At 61.9% G+C, this 22,449-nt stretch carries 21 protein-coding genes; 11 read left to right on the top strand and 10 right to left on the bottom strand.

What is annotated here, in order from left to right:
* Positions 1 to 28 precede the first annotated feature (28 nt).
* Positions 29 to 676 carry an orotate phosphoribosyltransferase gene (gene pyrE / locus DVJ77_RS15085; RefSeq protein WP_114846323.1) on the top strand — a complete coding sequence of 216 codons (648 nt, stop codon included), beginning with the start codon at positions 29 to 31 and terminating at the stop codon, positions 674 to 676.
* A gap of 115 nt (positions 677 to 791) precedes the next feature.
* Complete coding sequence (locus tag DVJ77_RS15080) at positions 792 to 1,451, top strand: DUF4124 domain-containing protein (RefSeq protein WP_114846322.1); 660 nt, start codon at positions 792 to 794, stop codon at positions 1,449 to 1,451.
* Between the two features lie 43 nt (positions 1,452 to 1,494).
* Here DVJ77_RS15080 and DVJ77_RS15075 read toward each other — a convergent pair whose 3' ends face one another.
* The 3 genes from DVJ77_RS15075 to coaBC all read right to left on the bottom strand — a co-directional run bounded on the left by DVJ77_RS15075 (position 1,495) and on the right by coaBC (position 5,601).
* On the bottom strand, positions 1,495 to 3,816 hold the full coding sequence (locus DVJ77_RS15075; RefSeq protein ID WP_114846321.1) for a phosphomannomutase/phosphoglucomutase: 2,322 nt from the start codon (positions 3,814 to 3,816) through the stop codon (positions 1,495 to 1,497).
* A gap of 103 nt (positions 3,817 to 3,919) precedes the next feature.
* Positions 3,920 to 4,375 (bottom strand): dUTP diphosphatase, encoded by a 456-nt coding sequence (dut, locus tag DVJ77_RS15070; protein ID WP_114846320.1) that lies wholly within the window; start codon positions 4,373 to 4,375, stop codon positions 3,920 to 3,922.
* Positions 4,372 to 5,601, bottom strand: coding sequence for a bifunctional phosphopantothenoylcysteine decarboxylase/phosphopantothenate--cysteine ligase CoaBC (coaBC, locus tag DVJ77_RS15065; RefSeq protein WP_114846319.1), 1,230 nt, complete (start codon positions 5,599 to 5,601; stop codon positions 4,372 to 4,374). The genes dut and coaBC overlap by 4 nt, the downstream gene beginning before the upstream one ends.
* Before the next feature lie 97 nt (positions 5,602 to 5,698).
* Here coaBC and radC point away from each other — a divergent pair, with 97 nt between their 5' ends.
* The 3 genes from radC (at position 5,699) to DVJ77_RS15050 (ending at position 9,419) form a co-directional block, all read left to right on the top strand.
* Positions 5,699 to 6,370, top strand: a complete 672-nt coding sequence (gene radC / locus DVJ77_RS15060) for a RadC family protein (protein WP_114846318.1) — start codon at positions 5,699 to 5,701, stop codon at positions 6,368 to 6,370.
* Positions 6,371 to 7,005: 635 nt separating this feature from the next.
* A complete protein-coding gene (gene argS / locus DVJ77_RS15055) occupies positions 7,006 to 8,694 on the top strand; it encodes an arginine--tRNA ligase (protein ID WP_114846317.1) in 1,689 nt (562 codons plus the stop codon).
* The gene (locus DVJ77_RS15050; RefSeq protein WP_114846316.1) at positions 8,694 to 9,419 is read left to right on the top strand and encodes an SPOR domain-containing protein; all 726 of its coding nucleotides are present in this window, start codon (positions 8,694 to 8,696) and stop codon (positions 9,417 to 9,419) included. The genes argS and DVJ77_RS15050 overlap by 1 nt, the downstream gene beginning before the upstream one ends.
* 289 nt (positions 9,420 to 9,708) lie before the next feature.
* Here the strand turns inward: DVJ77_RS15050 and DVJ77_RS15045 are convergent, their stop codons facing one another.
* From DVJ77_RS15045 to speA, 5 genes are all read right to left on the bottom strand, one after another.
* Positions 9,709 to 10,572 (bottom strand): NAD(P)-dependent oxidoreductase, encoded by an 864-nt coding sequence (locus DVJ77_RS15045; RefSeq protein ID WP_114846315.1) that lies wholly within the window; start codon positions 10,570 to 10,572, stop codon positions 9,709 to 9,711.
* A 21-nt stretch (positions 10,573 to 10,593) separates the two neighbouring features.
* Positions 10,594 to 11,787 carry a patatin-like phospholipase family protein gene (locus DVJ77_RS15040; protein WP_114846314.1) on the bottom strand — a complete coding sequence of 398 codons (1,194 nt, stop codon included), beginning with the start codon at positions 11,785 to 11,787 and terminating at the stop codon, positions 10,594 to 10,596.
* Positions 11,787 to 12,530, bottom strand: coding sequence for an acetoacetate decarboxylase (locus DVJ77_RS15035; RefSeq protein WP_114846313.1), 744 nt, complete (start codon positions 12,528 to 12,530; stop codon positions 11,787 to 11,789). The genes DVJ77_RS15040 and DVJ77_RS15035 overlap by 1 nt, the downstream gene beginning before the upstream one ends.
* A 114-nt stretch (positions 12,531 to 12,644) precedes the next feature.
* Positions 12,645 to 13,430, bottom strand: a complete 786-nt coding sequence (locus DVJ77_RS15030; RefSeq protein WP_114846312.1) for a 3-hydroxybutyrate dehydrogenase — start codon at positions 13,428 to 13,430, stop codon at positions 12,645 to 12,647.
* A 60-nt stretch (positions 13,431 to 13,490) separates the two neighbouring features.
* Positions 13,491 to 15,380 (bottom strand): biosynthetic arginine decarboxylase, encoded by a 1,890-nt coding sequence (gene speA / locus DVJ77_RS15025; protein WP_114846311.1) that lies wholly within the window; start codon positions 15,378 to 15,380, stop codon positions 13,491 to 13,493.
* A gap of 333 nt (positions 15,381 to 15,713) precedes the next feature.
* On the opposite strand from speA, the gene speE reads away from it, so the two are divergent.
* Complete coding sequence (gene speE, locus DVJ77_RS15020; RefSeq protein WP_114846310.1) at positions 15,714 to 16,568, top strand: polyamine aminopropyltransferase; 855 nt, start codon at positions 15,714 to 15,716, stop codon at positions 16,566 to 16,568.
* A 54-nt stretch (positions 16,569 to 16,622) separates the two neighbouring features.
* Here the strand turns inward: speE and DVJ77_RS15015 are convergent, their stop codons facing one another.
* Positions 16,623 to 16,820, bottom strand: coding sequence for an antitermination protein NusB (locus tag DVJ77_RS15015; RefSeq protein ID WP_114846309.1), 198 nt, complete (start codon positions 16,818 to 16,820; stop codon positions 16,623 to 16,625).
* Positions 16,821 to 17,006: 186 nt separating this feature from the next.
* Here DVJ77_RS15015 and DVJ77_RS15010 point away from each other — a divergent pair, with 186 nt between their 5' ends.
* From DVJ77_RS15010 to DVJ77_RS14990, 5 genes are all read left to right on the top strand, one after another.
* Positions 17,007 to 18,011 carry a hypothetical protein gene (locus DVJ77_RS15010; protein WP_191983702.1) on the top strand — a complete coding sequence of 335 codons (1,005 nt, stop codon included), beginning with the start codon at positions 17,007 to 17,009 and terminating at the stop codon, positions 18,009 to 18,011.
* 183 nt (positions 18,012 to 18,194) lie between these two features.
* A complete protein-coding gene (locus tag DVJ77_RS15005; protein ID WP_114846308.1) occupies positions 18,195 to 18,827 on the top strand; it encodes a ParA family protein in 633 nt (210 codons plus the stop codon).
* Positions 18,828 to 18,878: 51 nt separating this feature from the next.
* Positions 18,879 to 19,355, top strand: coding sequence for a SixA phosphatase family protein (locus tag DVJ77_RS15000; RefSeq protein WP_114846307.1), 477 nt, complete (start codon positions 18,879 to 18,881; stop codon positions 19,353 to 19,355).
* Between the two features lie 44 nt (positions 19,356 to 19,399).
* The gene (locus DVJ77_RS14995; RefSeq protein WP_225428023.1) at positions 19,400 to 19,924 is read left to right on the top strand and encodes a YceI family protein; all 525 of its coding nucleotides are present in this window, start codon (positions 19,400 to 19,402) and stop codon (positions 19,922 to 19,924) included.
* 65 nt (positions 19,925 to 19,989) lie between these two features.
* On the top strand, positions 19,990 to 21,894 hold the full coding sequence (locus tag DVJ77_RS14990; RefSeq protein ID WP_114846305.1) for a phospholipase D-like domain-containing protein: 1,905 nt from the start codon (positions 19,990 to 19,992) through the stop codon (positions 21,892 to 21,894).
* Here DVJ77_RS14990 and DVJ77_RS14985 read toward each other — a convergent pair.
* Complete coding sequence (locus DVJ77_RS14985; protein ID WP_114846304.1) at positions 21,891 to 22,430, bottom strand: energy transducer TonB; 540 nt, start codon at positions 22,428 to 22,430, stop codon at positions 21,891 to 21,893. The genes DVJ77_RS14990 and DVJ77_RS14985 overlap by 4 nt on opposite strands.
* Positions 22,431 to 22,449: the final 19 nt, after the last annotated feature.

The following is a 22,449-nucleotide window of genomic DNA, read 5'->3' as shown; positions in this document are numbered from 1 at the left end:
ATCACTACTTAACCTTGCGAGACGATCCGTGCACGACTATCAGCGCGACTTCATTGAACTCACTCTCAAACGCGAAGTACTGCGTTTTGGCGAGTTCACCCTGAAATCCGGGCGGCAGAGCCCGTACTTTTTCAATATGGGGCGCATCGACTCCGGCGCCGCACTGGCGCAGCTAGGTCGCTCGTATGCCGCAGCCGCAGTGAATTCGGGGCTGGCTTTCGACATGTTGTTCGGCCCCGCCTACAAGGGCATCGCACTGGCAGCCGCGACGGCGATCGCGCTGGCCGATCATCACGACCGTGACCTGCCCTGGGCCTATAACCGCAAAGAGGCCAAGGATCACGGCGAAGGCGGCGTGCTGGTCGGCGCACCATTGAAAGGACGTGTATTGATTGTCGATGACGTGATGACAGCCGGCACCGCGGTGCGTGAGTCGCTCGCCTTGATCCGCGCCAACGGCGCAACCCCCGCCGGCGTGCTGATCGCACTGGATCGCCAGGAGCGCGGCCAAGGCGCACTATCGGCAGCGCAGGAAGTCACGGCCGAATTCGGTATTCCGGTGATCGCCATTACCGGCCTTGGCGACGTATTGGCCTATGCCGGCGAACGGTCGGAGCTGGCCGCCGAACATGCTCGCCTGATGGCCTATCGCGAGCGCTACGGCGTCGGTTCTTGAGGCTTTCCTGATCTATCGAGGCGATCGCCGTCACAAGGATGGCAAATGCGCGGATGTACGCCTCTAGGCAACATCCGTGCGCTGGCTATACTGCCGGCCATCAGGGGGATGTTTCATGCGAAAAATCATTTTTGTCGTCGCGGCCACCGCGCTGACAGTCAGCTTATCGGTCGATGCGCTGCAAGCTCAAAGCCAGGGCAACGGTGTTCGCTACCGCTGGCGCGATGGCAGCGGTCTGCCGCACTACAGCGACAGCCTCACCTCCGATGCCATGAAATATGGCTATGAGGTCGTCAACGACCGGGGCCTGGTGATCCGGCATGTGGAGCGGCAGCTCAACCCTCAAGAGCGCGCCGCCGCGCAAAAGCTTGCCGACGAACAGGCGGCGCAAAAGCTTGCCGCGCAAGAACAAGCCCGCAGTGAAATGCAGATGCTGACTGCCTATCCGGACGAGGATTCGTACAAGTCATCGCTCAAGCTGGAAATGAACAACATCGACCAGCAGATCAGCACCACCCGGATCAACCTGCACAGCCAGGAAAAAGCACTGGCCGACTTGCTCGCCCGCGCAGCGGACGCCGAACGAGCAAAACAAACGGTGCCGAAATTTCTCAGCGACAGCATCACCAAGCAGCGCAATGTCGTGGCGGGCCAGCGCAATACACTTGAACACCAACTCTCCATACATGACGCCGCCGATCAAAAGGCGAAGCAGCAATTGCAGCGGTATCGGGAGCTGAAGGCAGCGCAGGCGCAAGGCCAGACTCAGTCGTAATAACTGCCTACCCCTCGCCCCCAAAGGGACGAGGGGTATTGCCTCAGAACGGCAACTTCAAGGTGGCATCCACCGCCAGCAACTGCTCACGGTAGACCCGCTGGATGCGCTTGAGCGCTTCCTCGTTATCCGCATCGAAGCGCAGCACCAGAATCGGCGTGGTGTTGGATGCGCGCACCAAGCCCCAGCCGTCGGGCCAATCCGCGCGCACGCCGTCGATGGTCGTCAGGTTGGCGTCACCGAAGGTGGCCGTCTTACGAAATGCTTCGATGAAACGGTAATGCTCGCCTTCGGCCATTTCGACCTTCAGCTCGGGCGTGGAGACACCCTTCGGACAGGTAGCGAAGATCTCTTCCGGGGTACGGCCCTGCGGATCGCCCGCCAGAATCTCAAGCAAGCGCGCGCCGGCGTAGATGCCATCATCGAAACCGTACCAGCGCTCTTTGAAGAAGAAGTGCCCGCTCATTTCGCCGGCCAGTTCGGCACCGGTCTCGCGCATCTTGCTCTTAATCAACGAGTGACCCGTACGCCACATCAGCGGATGGCCGCCGGCTTCCAGTACCTGACCTTTCAGATGTCCGGTGCATTTCACGTCATAAATGATCGTTGCGCCCGGCTGGCGCGATAGGACGTCGCGCGCAAACAGCATCAGCGTTCGGTCGGGGAAGATGATCTCGCCTTCCTTTGTGACCACGCCCAGACGATCGCCGTCGCCGTCGAAGGCCACACCGAGGTCGGCGCCTGTCGTTTTCACGGCGAGGATCAAATCTTCCAGGTTATGCGGGTCCGACGGATCGGGATGATGATTGGGGAACGTGCCGTCCACCTCGCAATACAGCGGAATCACATCGCAACCGATGCCCTCGAGTACCTGCGGCGCCACCGCGCCCGGAATGCCGTTACCGCAGTCGACCACGATTTTCAGGCGGCGCTCGGTCTGCACATCCGAAGTGATGCGATCGATGTAATCGGGCGTCACATCGACGTGGCGCAGGCTGCCCTGGCCCCCGCTTTCCAGCGCCTTGTCGACAATACGCTGGTACAAATCCTTGATCGCGCCTTCGGATAAGGTCTCACCGCCCACCACGATCTTGAAACCGTTGTAATCCGGCGGATTGTGGCTACCGGTAACGGCCACGCAACTGCCGGTATTAAAGCGGTAAGCCGCGTAATAAATCACCGGGGTCGGCGCCGCGCCGATGTCGATGACGTCGATACCGGCAGCGCGCAGACCGTCGGCCAGCGCGCCGGCCAGCTCGGGGCCGGATAGGCGGCCATCGCGGCCGACGACGATTTCGCGCAGACCTTTCTCACGCATCACCGTGCCGATCGACTGGCCCAGCAAATGAGCGAAATCCCTGGTCAAGGATTTACCAACCACGCCACGCACGTCATAGGCCCGGAAGATGCTCGGATCCACCTGGACCGGCATCGGCGGCGGCACCGGCTTGGCCACGGCGGCAGCGGCCGGCTTGACGGGCTCGGCCTGGTTTTCAATCACATCGGACAAAGTCGGTTCCTCAGATTCATAAACAAATTCACCGCGCGGATGAACGCGCAACCACCACAAGTAAGCACTGCCACCCAAGCCCAGCAAAGCCAGCAAGGCGGCCAACAACACCGACCGCGGCAATACGATGTAGGCCGCGGGCAAGGCGGCCAGCACATTCAGCGCACTTCCCGCGACCGGCTTACCCGTAAGCTCTCGCTCAGCCGCCGCCGGGCCGTTCGCCAACAGGCGCATATCGTCATGATCGCCGCCCTGGCGAAGCTCTAGTCTGCCGTCGGCTGGCGGAATGGACATGAAACGCTGCTCGATCGGGCTAAACGGCAACTCGACCCAGGCCCAGGCCAATGGCCGGGATGACGAGCCTACCGGTAGCACCAGACTAAGCCGGCGCTCACCGGCACCCGAGGATACGGTCTGCATCAAAGTGCCGTCGTCCGCACTCTGCGCGGTCATCAACTGCGCGGCTTTGGCGTAACCGAAGTCGTGATAGTTGGCATGCAATACCTCGTCGAGGTTGCCGCTGAACAATTCCAGCCGCTGTATTTGCGGCAACTGCTGGCGCAGACTCGCCACCAGTAGATCGCGATCACCCCCAAGACTGGCCGGATCGACTGTAGCCAGAACCTGATCGATCTTGCCGCGCTGTCCGGCGACTTCGGTCGTTAACGCCTGTACGGCCTGATCCTGTGCGGCATGCACCCGCACGATGGCGCTGCCTTCGTCGGCGATCAACCAAGCCTGCCACAGACAAAACAGGCCCAACAGCAATAACAGCGTGCCGCCTGCCAGTGGCAATAGGCGCTGCCATTCGATCCGCTCGGTGGACAAACGTCTACCCGCGATAGTGATCGCCATACCCCCGCCCCTTACGGTTATCGGATCATTGACCTGCGCAGCGCGCGGACGGTCTGACCCCCTTCTGTTTGTATTGCTTCGGCCTGTACTGAATTGACCTGTACTAATTGACGCCCGTTGAACCGAAACCGCCTACGCCCCGCTGCGACGGCGTAAATTCCGGCACTACCTTCAATTGCGCCTGCGCTACCGGCACCAACAGCATCTGCGCGATGCGATCGCCTACGGCGATGGTGTACGGCTGCGTGCCACGGTTCCAGCAGGAAATCATCAAAGGCCCCTGGTAATCCGCGTCGATCACACCGACCAGGTTACCCATGACCAGCCCATGCTTATGCCCGAGTCCCGAGCGTGGCACGATCAACGCGCACCAGCCCGGATCCGCAATGTGAATCGCGATACCACTAGGCACTAGCGCGCTTTCGCCCGGTGCCAGGGTGAGCGGCACATCCAACGCGGCACGTAAATCCATGCCGGCGCTGCCCGTGGTTGCGGCTTGCGGTAGCGGGATGGCGTTGCCCAGGCGCGGGTCGAGAATCTTCAGCTCGACCTCGATCATGGGCGCGCCGCCCGATAGCGTTCGGCCACGTGGGCGATTAACTGCCGTGCCAACTCTGATTTGCCTGCACGCGGCAGCTCGATCGAGCCGCCCGGCCAATACAGGCTCAATGCGTTGTCGGCAGCCTCGAAACCAAGGCCGCCACCGACCAAGTTGGCGGCAATCATGTCCAATCCTTTGCGTTGCAATTTATCTTGTGCGTAAGCCGCTACATCATGCGTCTCGGCGGCGAAACCAACCAGGAAAGGCCGCACGGTTTGCGCAGACAGATCGACCAGAATGTCAGGATTCTGGGTCAACTTGAGTGTCAGGCCGTCACCGTCCTGCTTTTTCAGCTTTTGCTCGGCGACACTGGCCGGACGGTAATCGCCGACAGCGGCCGCACCGATATAAATCTGCGCCTGGCCCACGGCCTCAAGCACTGCCGCCTGCATTTGCGCGGCGCTGCGCACATCGACGCGATGCGCCACCCCGGCTGGCGTGGGCAGGCTCACCGGCCCGGCGATCAGGCTCACCTCGGCACCCGCTTGTGCGGCCGCTTCGGCGACGGCAAAACCCATCCGGCCGGAGCTGCGGTTGCCGATGAAACGCACCGGATCAATGTCTTCATAAGTCGGCCCGGCACTGACCACTACTTTCAGCCCACGCAGCACCTGCCTGGCGAACGAGGCAAGCAGCGCCTCGCGCAACTCCAGCGGTTCCAGCATCCGGCCCGAACCAATGTCTCCGCAGGCCTGATCGCCCGATGCCGGACCGAGCAGATGCACGCCGCGTTGGCGCAGCGTGGCGACATTCGCCTGCACCGCTGCATGCGCCCACATCTGCTGATTCATCGCCGGGGCCACATACAGCGGAGCGGCGCTGGCCAGACATAGGGTGGTCAGCAGATCATCGGCCAAGCCGTGCGCAAGGCGCGCAATGATGTCCGCACTGGCCGGAGCAATCAGAATTCGCTCGGCCCAGCGCGCCAGCTCGATGTGGCCCATCGCCGCTTCGGCCTGTTCGTCCCACAGGCTGACCCGCACAGCTTGGCCGGACAGCGCCTGAAACGTGGTGGCACTGACAAAATGGGTCGCCCTTTCCGTCATGACCACGCGCACTTCGGCGCCGAGGTCACGCAGACGACGAACTAATTCACACGACTTGTAGGCGGCAATGCCGCCGGACACACCGAGCAGAATGCGGCGCTGGGCAAGACCAGCAAGATCAGCTTGAGCAAGACTCATGTAAGACAGGCCTGACAAACGGGCAAGCGCTTAGCTTACCGGATTCGCCTCCAACCACCGCTGCCCAGAGGACGCACATACCAGCATGCTTTGACCCATGAGCATCCGTGAATGGCCCGAACAAGAACGCCCGCGCGAAAAGTTGTTAAGTCGCGGTACCGAGGCATTGTCTGATGCCGAGTTGATCGCTGTGCTGCTTGGCAGTGGCACGCGCGGTAAAGACGCAATCACGCTGGGCCGCGAATGGCTGGCTGCGGCCGGCAGTCTGCGCACCCTGCTCAGCGACCCGCAGCAAATGCAGCAGCTTCCCGGCATCGGCCCGACCAAGCGTGCCCGGCTGATCGCTGCACTTGAACTGGCTCGGCGTGCACTGGGCGAGCAACTGTCCGCCCGTCCTGGCCTGAATAACCCCCGCGACAGCGGCGACTATTTACGCGCCCGACTGCAGCACCTGCCATACGAAGTGTTCGCCTGCCTGTTTCTGGACAACCGCCATCGCGTACTGGCGTTCGAAGAACTTTTCCGCGGTACCGTGGATGGCGCCAACGTGCATCCACGCGAGGTAGTCCGCGCCTGCCTGCGGCATAACGCATGCGCGGTCATCCTGGCGCACAACCATCCCTCAGGCGTCGCCGAGCCAAGCGCGGCAGATCGCACCATCACACGCGAGCTAAGCGACGCCCTGCAATTGGTCGGCGTGCGTGTCCTCGATCACCTCATCATCGGTGCCGACGAGCCGGTCTCGATGGCCGCGCGCGGCCTGCTTTGAGGCTTCGCATCTCCCGCACGCCCTACGCACAAAAAAACGGCGCGGGGGAGCCGCGCCGTTTGGGCCGTTTTCTGGGGAGGTGAGAGGTACGGCATCTCAGCACTCCTGCCAGCGGGGAGGGTGCTGGGGAGTACGCAGCGCAGTGTCGCAGCGCGGCATGACAGAAGCGTGACGTCAACATAGTGCGGCCAACGCCAGCCTGCCCCCAAAACTTATGCACAAATCGGTCAGCGCGGCCCTTGCCGGCCCGATCTTGTTCATCGCCTCACAATGGTCTTATAACTATTTATTTTTAAACAATTATTTTTATGGCAAAGGCATTTCTAACCGACGACAGCGATTGTGAAAGACCCGCGCCACGAGGTTCCTCACAGACTTATCCACAGCCTTTCCCACCGCATCGCAGCACGTTAAGGATGCCCTGATCTATTCAACGCAGGCGTTCACCGTAGTTGTTTGCTCGCAGATCACAGGGGTGATGGGGAAGGCAGCCTGGCTGGCTGTCGAGCCAGCGCACCGAAGAGATGCGGGCAGACCAGCTACGGCCCCAGATAAACACCCGCCATAAGCCTGGACAACGGCGACGTACGTCGGTCTGCTAGCATTACCGGTTCCATTGCCGCTTGACCCTATCCGTGAAAGAACAGCTGCGCGAACTGCTGCTGCAGGCCATTCGCACCCTGCAAAACGACAACACCCTGCCCGCCGAACTCGAAGTGCCGAACTTCGTGATCGAACGCGCGCGTAGCCGCGAGCATGGTGATTTCGCCAGCAATGCAGCGATGCTGCTGGCCAAGCCCGCACGCGCCAAACCACGCGAGCTGGCGGAAAAGCTGGTCGCCGCCATACCCGCCAATACGCTGGTGGCCAAGGTAGAGATCGCCGGGCCGGGTTTCATCAACTTCTTTCTGGCAGCCGGCGCGTATCACGCCGAACTGCAGCGCATCATCGCCGAAGCAGATGCCTACGGCCGCAGCCGCACCGGTAACGGTAAAACAGCAGGTGTGGAGTTCGTTTCGGCGAACCCGACCGGTCCGCTGCATGTCGGCCATGGCCGCGCGGCGGCCATCGGCGACTGCCTGAGCCGCTTGCTGGATGCGACCGGCTGGAACGTAAAGCGCGAGTTCTACTACAACGATGCCGGCGTGCAGATCCAGAATCTGGCGATTTCGGTGCAGGCACGCGCCAAGGGACATAACCCAGGCGATGCCGGCTGGCCGGAAGACGGTTACCGCGGCGACTACATCGCCGATGTCGCCAAGGCCTATCTGGCGGGCGAATCAGTGGTGGCCGACGGTCACACCGTTACCGGCGCGAAAGACATCGACAACCTCGATGCGATCCGTCAGTTCGCCGTGGCGAGCCTGCGCCGCGAACAGGACCTTGATCTGCAGGCGTTCGGCGTCGGTTTTGACACCTATTTCCTGGAGTCATCGCTGTACAGCGACGGCAAAGTGGAAGAGACCGTGCGCGAATTGATCGCTCACGGCCATACCTACGAGGAAGGCGGCGCACTGTGGTTGCGCAGTACCGATTTCGGTGACGACAAAGACCGCGTCATGCGCAAGTCCGACGGCACCTATACCTACTTTTTGCCGGACGTGGCCTATCACCTGAGCAAGTGGCAGCGCGGCTACGAGCGCGCGATCACCGAGCTTGGCTCGGACCACCATGGCAGCCTGGCCCGCGTGAAAGCCGGCCTGCAGGCGCTCGATTGCGGCATCCCCAAGGGCTGGCCGGAGTACGTGCTGCACCAGATGGTGACCGTGTTGCGTGGCGGCGAAGAGGTGAAGATCTCCAAGCGTGCCGGCTCCTACCTCACCCTGCGCGATCTGATCGACGAGGTCGGCCGCGATGCCACGCGTTACTTCCTGATTGCCCGCAAAGCCGATTCCCAACTGGTCTTCGATATCGACCTGGCCCGCTCGCAGAGCCGGGACAATCCCGTCTACTACGTGCAATATGCGCATGCACGCATCTGCCGGGTATTCCGTCAGTTGGGGGAGAAAGGCTGGAGTTTCCGCATCGAAGACGGCCTGCGGCAACTGGCCCTGCTCGGCAATGAGGATGAGCAGGCGCTACTGACCGAGCTGTCGCGTTACCCGGAAATGGTCGAAATCGCGGCCGCCAGCCTGGAGCCGCACCTGATTGCGAACTGGCTGCGCGAACTGGCCAACGCATTGCACACCTTCTACGACAAACACAAAGTACTGATCGACGAGACCGAACTTCGCGATGCCCGCCTCGCCCTGCTGACGGCGACCCGGCAAGTGTTGAAGAATGGCCTCGGTTTGCTGGGCCTCGACGCCCCGGAGAGCATGTAATGGCAGCACGCAAGAGCAAGGGCCGCCAGGCCGTACGCAATAACAGCGGCGGTTTTCCGGCATGGGGCTGGGCCATCATCGGCGTGCTGATTGGCGCCGTGCTGATGTTCGTATGGCGCGGCCAGCTTCCGATGGGCGGCAAATCCGGCGACGCCCCCCAGCCGAACTCCCAAGCCACGGCGCAACGCGGTAGTGAACCAGGCGCTGTCGAGCAGCCGGCCGCCAGCGAGAGCACCACCGCACCGAAGAAACCGCAGTTCGATTTCTATTCGGTGCTCTCTGAGAAAGAAGTACGCATTCCTGATGCGGAGATCAGCGCGCAAGCCCGCGCCGAGGCACAGCAGAAACAGGTCGCCGCGCAGCAACAGGCCGCGCAGGCGCAACAACAGGCTGCCGCGCAGAAACCCGCGGTCACCAATACGCCCCCTGCGGTCACCGAAAACATCACCGCCGCACCGGCCGCCCCCGTGGCCGCCGCACCGGCTGGCGGCAGTGGCTACCTGCTGCAGGTGGGTGCCTTCCCCAGCGCAGCCGATGCCGAAAGTCTGAAGGCCAAGCTCGCCCTGCAAGGTTTTGTCGCCAACGTAGCCAGCGTCAACGTCAATGGACAGAGCTACAACCGCGTCCGCCTCGGCCCCTTCCGTTCGGCGACCGAGCTGGAAGCCACCAAGCAACGCTTGTCCTCAGCCGGAATCAGTGCGATCGCGCTGAAAGAAGGCAAATAAATAAGCACCACGGCATCAAGCGATGTCTGTAACGAAACAAGGGCGCCGATGGCGCCCTTGTTTGTTTCAATCAGCCGCCCTTGCCGAGCTTCGACTTGATCGGGCCGATGATGATTATGAGAATCGCGCCACCGCCGCCGGCTGCCGCGCCCGCACCTCCGCCAAGGACGGCCGACAGAATCTGTCCGCACTCCGTCGTGTACGGACATACACTCTTTCGCTCTTCCTTGTCCTGCGCGTAAACCGCTCCCGGCGGGGGCCACCGGGAGACTTTGAGCAGGCTCTTACATCAGCCGTGCCGCTTGAGCCGAATCAGCGCGGAGATATCGTCATCGCCATAGCCCTGGCTCATCAACTCGGCGTAGTCGGCCAGCGAGCGCTCGATCACGTTGCGGCCGGTTCCGGCCTGCTCGGCAATGCCCCGGACAATAGCGAGATCCTTGTGCAACAAGGCGAGTTTGAAACCAACGGAAAACTCGTTGCGCAACATGGTCGCGCCGCGCTTTTCCAAGAACCAGCTACCGGCGGCGCCCGCACCCAGCGTGGGCAGCAGATGCTCGGGTGCAAGCCCCAGTGCCTCGCCCAGAGCCAGCCCTTCGCATACGGCTTGTGCGATGCCGGCGACCAACACTTGATTGACCGCCTTGGTGGCCTGCCCGGCGCCGACACCACCCATATGCGTAACCCGCAAGGCATAGGCTTCCAACACCGGCCGCGCACGCTCCAGCACCTGCGCCTCGCCACCGACCATCACCGATAGCTTGCCGTTCTTCGCGCCCTCAACACCACCGGAAACCGGCGCATCGAGGAAATGCGCACCGACCGCATTGAGGCGGCTCGCCGCCTGTTTGGCGGTATCCGGCGCCACGGTGGAATGATCGATGACGATGGCGCCAGGCTTGAGGTGCGCCGCCAACGCATCCACCGTAGCGAGTACATCCGCGTCGGCGGTAACGCATAGAGCGATCACATCGCACGATGCAGCCAGCTCGGCCAGGGTGGCCGGCGCGATAACGCCGAGTTCATGCGCCAGTGCCTGCGCCTTGGCGTGCGTGCGATTGGCCACGGCATGCAGCAGCCCCTTCGATTGCAGATGTCCTGCCATGGGTGTGCCCATGGCGCCGAGGCCGATAAAAGCCGCTTTAAGGGTCATGCCAGAAGTCCTTGGGAGGGATTAATCATGTCGATGCACGTCATGCGTGACAAAGGGGTGTTCCGGGCTGGGCGCGTTGAGCCACTGCGGATGTGTCAGCGTGTGCTGCATGTCAGCCAGGCCGCTGCGCCAATGTTCGCGCATGCTATTGGCACTGAATTCGTAGTCTTTGTAATGCCCTTCGTAGGGCTTGTTGCGATAAATCAGATGCACCAGATTGGTCAGCGCACCGGAGGCGCGCGCCTCGGCGCGGCGATAGGCCAGTTCGCCATGGCGTTCGGCCGGCACCAGCGCCATCAAATCGTGCATCAGGCGCTGATTTTCCTGATTGAGGCGCATGTACTCAGTGACCATGCGGGTACGGCTGGAGAACTGAATATCTTTAGTACGCGCGGCGACCTCGGTCAGGTCGCGCGGCAGCTCGCCTACGGCGCTCCAAAGATCGACCTGGAAAATCAGTGCGTCATGGCAGGGACGCTCGGCCAATACTTTGTACAGCGGCGTATTCGAAACCATGCCGCCATCCCAGTAAAATTCGCCATCGATTTCCACCGCCGGAAAACCCGGCGGCAGTGCGCCGGAGGCCATGAAATGCTCGGCGCGCAACGGCCCCTGGGTGTTATCGAAATAGGCGAAGTTACCCGTGCGCACGTTCACCGCACCCACCGACACTCGCATGGCGCGCGCATCATTGATGCGATCGAAATCGACCAACCGCTCCAACGTGCTGCGCAGTGGTGCCGTGTCGTAGAAGCTCGCGTTGGCAGGGCCCGCCTTCATCTGGAAAAACGGCGGTGGAATACGGGGATAAAAAAAGCCCGCCTGGCCCTCGGTCATCGCCCGCCATGCGGCCAGGCCGCTAAACCCATTCTGTAGCTGCATAGGCCAGCTCAGATTGTCGAACATCGGCGAGGCAAACGGCGCGGGGAAAAACGGCGGCTGGCAGATCGTGTCCCAGAACTCGTGCAGTCGCTCGACCCGGTGCTGCGGCGCATTGCCGGCAATGATCGCGGCGTTCAATGCGCCAATCGAGATACCGGCGATCCAGTCCGGCTGTAACCCGGCCTCGTCCAGCGCCTGATACACGCCGGCCTGATAGGCGCCCAAGGCGCCGCCGCCCTGTAGCACCAGCGCGGTCAACTGATACTTATCGCGCACGGCTTGCAATGGATGTTGCTCGGCCGGCTTATGCGATTTGCTCTTGGGGATATCCATCAGTCATTGGCCAGGTAGTCATGCACGACAGTGCCCAGATCGAGGGTGAGATCGGTGATGAAATGCAAGGCCGATTCCACTTTGAGTACCGGTAGATCCGCCACCGGCGCCAGCGCATGCGGATGCAGCTCCAACGACGCCGGACCATTCCACGCACCTTTCAAGGTGACATTGGTGGTGTAGTAGCGGACCAGTTCGCAGATCCGCGGCGTGCCGTCCACATGCGGAATGATCTTCAGCAGAAAATTCGGCGCGGCCAGTGCCGCCAGCACGGCCGCCTGATCGGCCTGGCGATGCTTGAAACCCATGGTGGCCTTGGCCACCCGCACCTTGCCGTAGTCCAGAGTACCGACCAAGGTATCGATCTCGGTTTCCAGCAGCGGACTGGCCAGCTTCTTGGGGAAGCCCCACAGCTCGCGACCGCCGGCGATGGGGGGGTGATCGTTCAAGTACATCGAATGCACATAGCCGCCGTGCTGACCACGAAAGCTGACCGGAATCACCTGACCCGATTCGGTGTAGTCGCCGAAGCCGGTGGAATCAGGCATGCGGATGAATTCGTATTTGACCAACGGCTCGGTCACTTCCAGCGGCTCGGGTACCACCGCGCGCAACGCATCGAGATCGGTGCGATACGTGATAATCAGAAACTCGCGGTTAACGAATCGATACGGTCCGGGGGGGAAGGCCGGACTGGTCAACGGCATGGCAAATGCGTTCGCTTTGACATCGGCGATCTTCATACATACTCCTGGCGACTGGACCACTGGACCCGCAACTATCGATGCGGGCCTGATACCTTCCGAAAGGACACGCTCAGCCTCGCCCGGCCATACCGGGCGAGGCAACGCACGCGCTTACTGCATGTACCAGCCGTGGCTGACCACGAACGATTGACCCGTCAATGCAGCCGACGGGAAAGCGGCCAGAAACAACGCGGTTTCGGCGATGTCTTCCACCGTGGTGAATACGCCATCGACGGTGTCTTTAAGCATGACGGTCTTGATTACATCAGCCTCGCTGATGCCCAGCTCTTTGGCCTGCTCGGGAATCTGCTTCTCCACCAGTGGGGTTCGCACAAAACCTGGACAGATCACATGCGAACGCACGTTATGCGCAGCGCCTTCTTTAGCCAGCGTGCGGGCCAGGCCCAACAAGCCGTGCTTGGCCGTGACATAGGCTGATTTCAGCTTAGAGGCTTCGTGCGAATGCACCGAACCCATATAGATCACGACGCCGCCGTGATTGTCCTTGTACATGTACTTGAGCGCGGCCTTGGTGGTGAGGAAGCCGCCATCCAGATGGATCGCCAGCATCTTCTTCCAGTCGGCGAACGCAAACTGATCGATCGGGTTGATGATCTGCACGCCGGCATTGGAGATCAAAATATCCAACTGACCGAAGGTCGCCACCACTTTATCGGTGCCTGCGTTTACCGCCGCCTCGTCGGTGACATCCATCGCGATACCGATCGCCTTGCCCCCGGCCGCATTGATTTCCGCCGCCGCCGCATCGGCCGCCTGCTGGTTGATGTCGGCAATCGCCACCATGGCGCCGTTTTTCGCATACAACTCGGCAATCGCCTTGCCGATACCGCTGGCTGCACCGGTAATCAACGCTACTTTGCCTTGCAGATTTGCCATAACTATTCCTTCAGTGGGGGGAACGGTTGTTCTAGCTCACTTGGTGAGCTTCTACATCACTTAGCTGACGCCTTCAGACAGGTAGGTGTAGCCGGTCAATCCTGCATTCAATGTGACAAATAGCTGCTCGGCCGCTTCGCCTTGCATCCCGGCGGCGGCAATGCGCTCGCGATAACTAGCGCGCAATGCCTCCAGGTCGTAGCCCACATAGTCGAGCATCAGGTCGGTGGTATCGCCGCTACGCTTGTGCGCAAAAACATACGAGTCACCGTCCACGCGCACATTCACCGCATCGGTATCGCCGAACAGGTTATGGATATCGCCCAAGGTCTCCTGATAGGCGCCGACCATGAAAATGCCGAGCCGGTAGCTTTCGCCCTCTTTGAGCGGATGCAGCGGCAGGCTCACGTCGACGCCCTCGGCATCGACGTAATGATCGATACGGCCATCCGAATCGCAGGTGAGATCGACAATCACGCCACGGCGGGTCGGCTCTTCGTCCAGCCGCGCGATCGGCGCGATCGGAAAAATCTGCTCGATGGCCCAGATATCCGGCACCGACTCGAACACCGAGAAATTGGCGAAATATTTGTCCACCAACTTCTCGTCCAACTCGTCCAAGGCCTGTCGGTGCGCACGTTCGGCCGGCAACAGACGTTTGCGGACCGCATTGGCGATGGCGTAATACATGTCGTCGAGACGGGCGCGATCGGCGAGTGCCAACTGGCCCAGCGCATACAGCGTCTGGCCCTCGACCAGATGATGCTGCGCCTCGTGGAACAGCTCCAGCGCGGGGCGGCTGTCCAGTTCGGCATAGGTCTCGCGCAAATGACGCAGCACGGCTGGCTCGTCTTCGCGGGGCACGGGGATCGCACCGGCCGGCACTTCTTCCACCTCGGTCACATTGACCACCATGACCGCGTGATGCGCGGTCATGGCGCGACCGGCTTCGGTAACGATATGTGGCGCGGCCAATCCGTTCTCGGCCACCGCCTCGGCCAGCGATTGCACGATGGTCGCGGCATATTGTTCGATCGAATAATTGATCGAATTGTGGCTGCGCGAACGCGAGCCTTCGTAGTCCACACCCAGGCCACCGCCGACGTCGACGATCTCCAGCGGCACGCCCATGTGGCGCAGCTCGACAAAATAACGGGTCGCCTCGCGCATGCCGGCGGCGATGTCGCGCACATTGGAGATCTGCGAGCCCATGTGGAAATGCTGCAATTTCAGCGTGTGCTTGAGACCGGCCTCGTCCAGCCGACGGATCAAGCTCAGTACCTGGCTGGGCGACAGGCCGAACTTGCCCTTGTCGCCGCCGGTGTTCTGCCATTTGCCGGCACCGATCGAGGCCAGCCGCACGCGCACGCCAAGCAAAGGCTCGACACCTAGTGCCTTCGCCTCGGCCAACACGTGATCCAGCTCGGAGAGCTTCTCGATCACGATATAGACGCGCAGGCCGAGCTTGCGGCCGATCAGCGCCAGCCGAATGTATTCGCGGTCTTTATAGCCGTTGCAGATCACCATGCTGCCGGGGCGGGCCATCGCCAGCACCGCCATCAACTCAGGCTTGGAGCCCGCCTCCAGGCCAAAGCCCTCGACGCCGGCGGCGACCAGCTCGCCGGCCACGCCGCGTTGCTGGTTGACCTTGATCGGATAAACAGCCGTATAGCCACCCGCATAGCTCGACTCATCGATCGCCTTGGCGAAGGCGCGCTGCAATCGCGCCAGGCGGTCAGCCAGAATGTCGGGAAAACGCACCAGCAAGGGCAAGCGCAGGCCTTCGGCGCGTGCGCGCTCGACAATAGCCGGCAGCGACAACGCCGGGCCATGGGCGCCACGCGGACGCATCACGATATGGCCGGCGGTATCCACATCGACGTAGCCATCGCCCCAGTGCGGGATGGCATAGGTGTGACGGGATGCGGCAATGTTCCAGGGGGTAGTCATGAGAGGGGTCGCCATGAGACTGCAATCTCCTTAGAGCCTGTTCCATGTTTCCGAATGACCGGAAGACATACCAGACTCACACTAACGGATGATGTCGTCGCAGCGGCGCGCCTAGACGTACGAAGTCAGCCGGCCGGAAGCCTCGCACGCCGCGGGGCCGGACAGACTTGTCGGCCTTCGCTGCGGAGTCGCTGCGCCAGGCCAGACCGGCATTGTAATGGGCGCCTGTGACAATGTGCCGATCTGCCCGGATTGCCGTTAGCGCCCGTTAGCCGCCGTTGCAGCTACAATCCCCGCTCTTTGAACCCTACCCGCACGTCAGGATCGCCCTCCATGTCGCAGCAGCTCAGCTGGTTTACCGAAGCACACCAGGCTTCCGGCTCCTCCATCGGTTTTCGCGTGGAGAAACTGCTTCATGCAGAAAAAACCCCTTTCCAGACCATCGAGATCTACCAGACCACCGACTGGGGCAATCTGATGGTGATCGACGGCTGCGTGATGCTGACCAGCCGCGACAACTTCCTCTACCACGAGATGATGACCCACCCGGCGCTGTTCACTCATGCGCGCGCCAAGCGTGTGGTGGTTATCGGCGGCGGCGATTGCGGCACGCTGCGTGAAGTGCTCAAGCACGAGGAGGTCGAATCGGCCGTGCAGGTGGAAATCGACGAGCGCGTCACCCGCCTCGCCGAGCAGTACTTCCCCGAGCTGTGCGAGTCCAACCACGATCCGCGCGCCGAGTTGCTGTTCATCGACGGCATCAAGTACATGGCCGAAGCCGAGCCTGAGTCGCTGGACCTGGTCATCGTCGATTCGACCGACCCGGTCGGCCCGGCCGAAGGCTTGTTCAATGCCGCGTTCTATTCCAGTTGCCACAAGGCATTGCGCCATGGCGGCATCCTGGTGCAGCAAAGCGAATCGCCGCTGGCCCATTTGGAACTCATCAAGTCGATGCGCTCAGCCATGCGCACCGCCGGCTTCACCGCAGTAAAAACCCTGCCCTTTCCGCAGCCGTGCTACCCCACCGGCTGGTGGAGCTGCACCATGGCCCGCAAGGGTGGCGATCTGGCTGGCTTCCGCGAGCGCGGCGCCATCAGCAAAAACTTCCCCACCCGTTACTACAACGCCGACATTCACCGCGGCGCGCTGGCCCAGCCGGAATTTTTGCGCGAAGCGTTCGGCGAATAACCCAACCGCCCAAATCCGTGAAGTAGACCGTGGGAGCGCCAAGCGCTCCTACGGCTAAAACATGGTGGAGCGCGGCTTAGGCAGCAGTACCAACAGCAAGGTGGCGAACGGGCCAATCACCAGCGACAGCAGAAACCACAGCAGGCCGCTGCGGTTCTTGCCCTGCGCCAGCCCGGCATTGATAAGCGCCAGCGTGCCCCAGCCGACAAACCAAGGTGCTCGCCCTTCGGCGAACATAGATAACTCATTCATAACGGGTCTTCCGTTGTTTATGACGCAGGCTACCATCCTGCGAACAGACCGCGCCCGGAAACACGCAACCTGCCTTCATCCTCGCTTCATTGGACGGGTGTTCGTACTGCGCAGCGGAAATCGCGAATCAGGCGCGCTTAATACTCGGCCAGTATGCTGGCGGCTTTGTTTTCCATGGAGAACGTGATGCGTGGACTGCGCTTTCTGGCCTTGACCCTGGCCTGTGTGTTGCCGGTGACGCCCGCCTTGGCGGGCTCGGCTACGGCCAAGAAGCCTGATGTGGCGCGCAATCAAGCGTTGATCGCCTTTCAGCGCGACCTGATCAGCGTGTTGGCGCCGCGGGCCGATGCCTTGCCCTTGCTTGGCGCGGCCTTGCTTGCCCGGCCATTGCCGAATCAGCCCAAGTACAACGACTTTCACACCTTGATCGAACGTGCCTCCCAGGCCGATGACACCGGCCCGGAGGTTAGCTGGGTCAGGTTGAGCGACTGCGATGCCCAGGCCGATACCTGCCCCAGTGAAGCTGCGCAGGCCAAGCTGGTCGAGCAGGCGCCCGACAATGCCGCCGTATGGCTGCTCAAGCTCGGCCAGGACGTGCGTAACGAAAAGAAAAAGGACGCTCGCGAAGATCTTGCTAAAGCCGCCTCCGCCAAGCTTTATGACGACTACACCGGCGCCAGCCTGAAGGCTTTGGCCAACGCGGTGGTTGCGCTGCCGCCGCCCGCCGACATCGTCGACCCCGCCTCAAGCGCCGGCGCCAGTGGCGTACAGGCGCTAATCGTCTACAGCGTGGCCGGCACCCTGCCGCAAGCAGGCTTGCAGGCCACGGCCAAGCTGTGCGAAAGCGATAGCGACGACCCCACCCTGAAAGACGACTGCCTCAAACTCGGCAAAACCCTGGAATGGGGGGCGAGCCCACTGGCGCGTTCGCTTGGCCTGCATCTGCGCGAAGTCTTGTCCAGTGACGCCGAACAGCAAGAAGATGCCAAGCGCGCCCGCCGCAGCCTGATTTGGCAGGTGCAGAACTTCGCCCAACTGTCAGGCCGCGCATCCTCGGATAAAGCCATCGCCCAGCATCTGCTGGCACTGGCCCGCAGCGGCGGCACCGAGATGAGCATGCTGCTGGCTGCCCTGCGCGATTACAGCATTTCAGTGGATCCGCCGACGGATTGGCAGCCGCAGGGGAAATAAGGGGAACGGGGAACGGGGAACGGGGAACGGGGAACGGCAAGAGCGTCGCATCCCTGCCTACCCCGTCAATCGCCTTCTACGCCGACGGTTCTAGCCTCGTGTTTTCCGTTCTCCGCCCCCTGTTCCCCATTCCCCGCTCCACATGTACGCTTGCCCGCAACCTGTCCAGATGTGGAGCGGCGCATGCTTACGGTGCTGGTTGCGAGCAGTAAGGGTGGTTGCGGCAAGAGCACGCTGGTCACCCAGCTAGCTTCGCAGTGGGCCCAGGAGGGCAAGCACACCGCTATCGTCGATGCGGATCGCCAGGGTTCCAGTTATCGCTGGGCGGCGCAGCGCCCGGACAATGTCCCTGGCGTGCTGGCGCTGGAAGGCGGCCGTAAATCGCTGGAAAAACTGCCCTCCGACACCCAGCGTGTGCTGATCGATACCCCCGCCGGCTCGCACGAGCGCGAGCTGGAGCCGTATCTGGAGCAAGCCCAGGTACTGCTGGTGCCGGTGCTGCCCTCACCATTCGATCTAGACGCCACGCTCAACTTTCTCGCCCACCTTAAAGAGATTGCCCGGATCAAGCGCGGCAAATTGCCGGTAGCGCTGGTCGCTAATCGTCTGAAGCCGTGGACTCGCGCCAGCCAAGACGCCGTCGAACAAGTCCGTGAACATTCCCCTTTTCCGCTGGTCGCACAATTGCGCGACAGCCAGGCCTACGTACTGCTGAGCGCGCTGGGCAAAGGTATCTTCGACTACAGTTCCGAACACGTCCGTGGTCACCAAGAAGACTGGAAGCCCTTACTACGCTGGATCAAACGCCAACATTGACTCACCACCGCCGCGGGACGCGCGCGGCACCGCCTCAGCCAGGAGTACCCCATGCACGAATTGATCTTGTTGCGTCACGCCGAAGCCCAGCCGGCCAAGGCCGGGGGTGGCGATCTGGAGCGGCACCTGAGTGAGCATGGCGAGCAGGAGGCCCGTGCTGCCGGCGTCTGGTTAGCCAAGCACGGCAAACGGCCCGATCGTGTGTTGTGCTCGCACGCCGAACGCACCAAGACCACCGCGACGCTGGCACTGGCTGCGCTAAGCCAGTCCCCCGAGCCGCTGCTGGCCCAGGAAATCTATGACGCCACTCCAGGCGAACTGCTCGCGCTGCTGGACCAGCACAACGATGCCGACACGGTATTGCTGGTTGGGCACAACCCCGGCTTTGAACGGCTGGTTGCTCTCCTGGTCGAAGGCCGCTCCGACGAATTTCGCGGTATGCCACCGGGCGGATTGGCCGTACTGCACCTGGACCAAGGGCCGCTGGAGCCGGGCAAAGCCCGACTGGACGCCTTCTGGTCGCCGTAAGACGATGTCGCACGGCATGGCTGTGCTTACTGCCGGCCTTGCTGTTGCATCCCGCAAGGGCACATGCCATCGATTACCGCATCGCCACTGAGCGATCACATGCCGAGTTCGGTATCAGGCTGCTTTGGCTGCGCAAAATCACCGGTCGCTTCGAGCAGATCGACGGCGACATCACGCTAAGCCCCCACCATGACACCGCCACCGTCGATGCGCGTATCGAGGTGAACAGCATACGTATGGACTCGGAGCGCTTTCGTCGTTGGGTCCTGGCGCCGGAATTTTTCGACGCCGAGCAATACACAACCATCCATTTCATTTCCGCGCCGGTACCGATCGCCGCCTTGGAGCAAGGCGGCGCATTGGACGGCTGGCTGACGCTACGTGGCGTAACCCGCCCCACCCGTTTCGAGCTGCTGCCTGCACACTGCTCGTCCAGTAGCCCGCAAAACTGCCTGATTGAACTGCACGGCAGCATTCAACGCGGCGATTTTGGTATGACCGGCTATCGCACGGCGTTGTCCGACCGCGTGGAACTGGGCTTGGTGATTGCACTCGATGAGGCCCGCTAGCTTTGCCACCAACGCCCCGCCCATCATTCGCGCAACTGCATAGCGCAGCACCTATCATTCCACCCATGTGCTTGCACCGAATCACCTTACTCCTCCTGCTCACCTCCCTTTCTTTGCTAGCAGGCTGCAGCCTGTCGCAAAACCAGATCCGCTGGGCCGACACGGTGGTCACCGCCAGCGTGGACCATACCCTCACCTGCGAGCATGACGACCATTGCGCCGTGCCATCGCCCTTGCTCGACGCGGCGACCCAGGCGCTGGCCGAATCTACCGACACGCAGCCGGTCAACGTCGTCACCCTGCTCAGCGACAGCGAGAATGCATTGGTGGCCCGGCTTAACCTGATTCGCAGCGCGCGGCGGTCCATTGATGTGCAGACCTATATCTGGGATCAGGACGATGCCGGCCAGTTGATCCTCGACGAGCTGGTGCAGGCATCGCGCCGCGGCGTACAGGTACGCATCCTCGCCGATCAGCTATTCTCCTTCGGCGATGTGAACCTGCTCAATCGCCTCGCCCGCGTGCATAGCCAGTTCGAAGTGCGGCTGTACAACCCGACCTTCCACAAGGCGCAAACGCCGCCGCTGGAGTTCGCCGCCGGCATCGTCTGCTGCTTCATGAAGTTCAACCAGCGCATGCATAACAAATTGCTGCTGGTCGACGACAGCATCGGCATCACCGGCGGACGCAATTACCAGGACCGCTATTTCGACTGGGACGACGAATTCGACTACGTCGATCGCGACGTGATGGTCGGCGGCGCGGCGGCCAAAGCCATGGCGCATAGCTTTGAGCTGTTCTGGACACACAAACGCTCTACTCCATTGACTCATTTGCGCGACGTCAATCGAAGCCTCGTCAACGATGCTGCACCGCGAACATCGCCCGAGATGATCTGGCCAGCGCCGCACTACGCACACCCAGCCCGAGTCGCACGCGTGCAAGACGAAGCCGGCGATGCCGATTGGCTGGCCGACAACCTGCTCCCCGACAGCCTGCGCACCACCAGCCTGGTCGAGTATTTCAGCGACTTGCCGGCCAAGACGCAGCAACCGCAGAAACGCAACGCGCGCGAGTTCACTGCGAGAGTGATGCGCCTGGTCGGCGAGGCGCAAAACGAAGTGCTCCTGCAAACGCCTTATCTGGTGATGAGCCGTCGCGCGCAAACCATCTTCAAGCGCTTGCACAAGCGTGAAACACCGCCGCGGATCATCGTCTCGACCAATTCGCTGGCTTCCACCGACGCCTTCGCGGTGTATGCGTTGTCGTACAAACATCGCAAACGCTATCTCAAAAACTATGGTTTTGAGATCTACGAACTCAAACCGCATGCACCCGGTCCGGCAGAGGACAACGCTTACGCCAGTGAAGATGGAGGGCCCGGCCTGAACACGCTGCCCAAGCCAGCCAATCACCGCAAACCCATCGCCAACAGCGAAACCCGCAGCCTGTTCGGCAGTCGGCGCGGTCGCGGTAGCCGTCCAGCACCGCTGATAAGCGCAGGCCGGCGTTTCGGGCTGCACGCCAAATCGATCGTGGTCGACGACAACTTCGCCATGGTCGGCTCGCACAACTTCGATCCACGTTCGGACCACTACAACACCGAGGCCGGGGTTATCGTCTACGACCGCGATTTCGCCGCGCAACTACGCGAAGACATCCTGCGCGATACCCAAGCCGAAAACGCCTGGGTGATTGCGCCGCGCCAGCCATCGATACCGCTGCTCAGCGGCATCAGCGAAGTGATCGGCGACATCTCCGAGAGCCTGCCGGTGTTCGACTTATGGCCTTATCGCTACGCCACCAGCTATGACTTCAAAGCCGGTTGCACACCCATGCGCCCTAACGACCCCGCCTTCTTCAGTTGCTATACCCCGGTCGGCGATTTCCCCGACGTCGCGCTATCGCCAAAATTGATCTATACGCGGCTGATTACCGCCTTTGGAGCCGGGGTTAAGGGAATTCTTTAAAGCGACGAACGCGCGACCGCTTCATCCGCATCGAAGCGCATCGACAACTCGCCGCTGAGGCCATTGGGATGATCGGCGGGAACCGCGAAGCGCCAGCCGCGCACTGTGCTTAACCCATGCGCGTCCAGCACGGCATCGCCGCTGGATTCGCTGATCGCCGCCGTCGTGACCTGGCCTTGGCCGTTGATGGTCAGGTGCAACAACACCCGGCCATTGAGATGGCCGCGCAGTTCGGCGTAGGACGAGGCAGCGGCCGGCATGGCAATCGGTACGAGTGCGGGCGCCTCCTCGGCATGTGCATCGCGCGTGACCGTGGCCCGAGATCTTGCGACGGCGCTGCTCGACGGTCGCGGCGCCATATGCGGCGCGGGCCTGCTATGCGCACGCGCTTGTGTTACTGGCCTCGTCGACACCGGCTTGAGCGACTTTGCCGGCCCTGCCCAGCCCGCCGTTTGTCCGCTAAGCCAATCGGTGCCGGCAACGCCAATAAACAGCGCAAGCAGACTCAACCTGGCGGTGATGCGTAGACGAGGCACAGGTAAGGCCCGCCAGACC

The sequence above is a fragment of the Dyella tabacisoli genome, assembly GCF_003350925.1.
Classification (GTDB): Bacteria; Pseudomonadota; Gammaproteobacteria; order Xanthomonadales; family Rhodanobacteraceae; genus Dyella_C; species Dyella_C tabacisoli.
The sequence above is the reverse complement of the archived record's forward strand: the minus strand, read 5'-3'. Positions and strand labels throughout refer to the sequence as shown.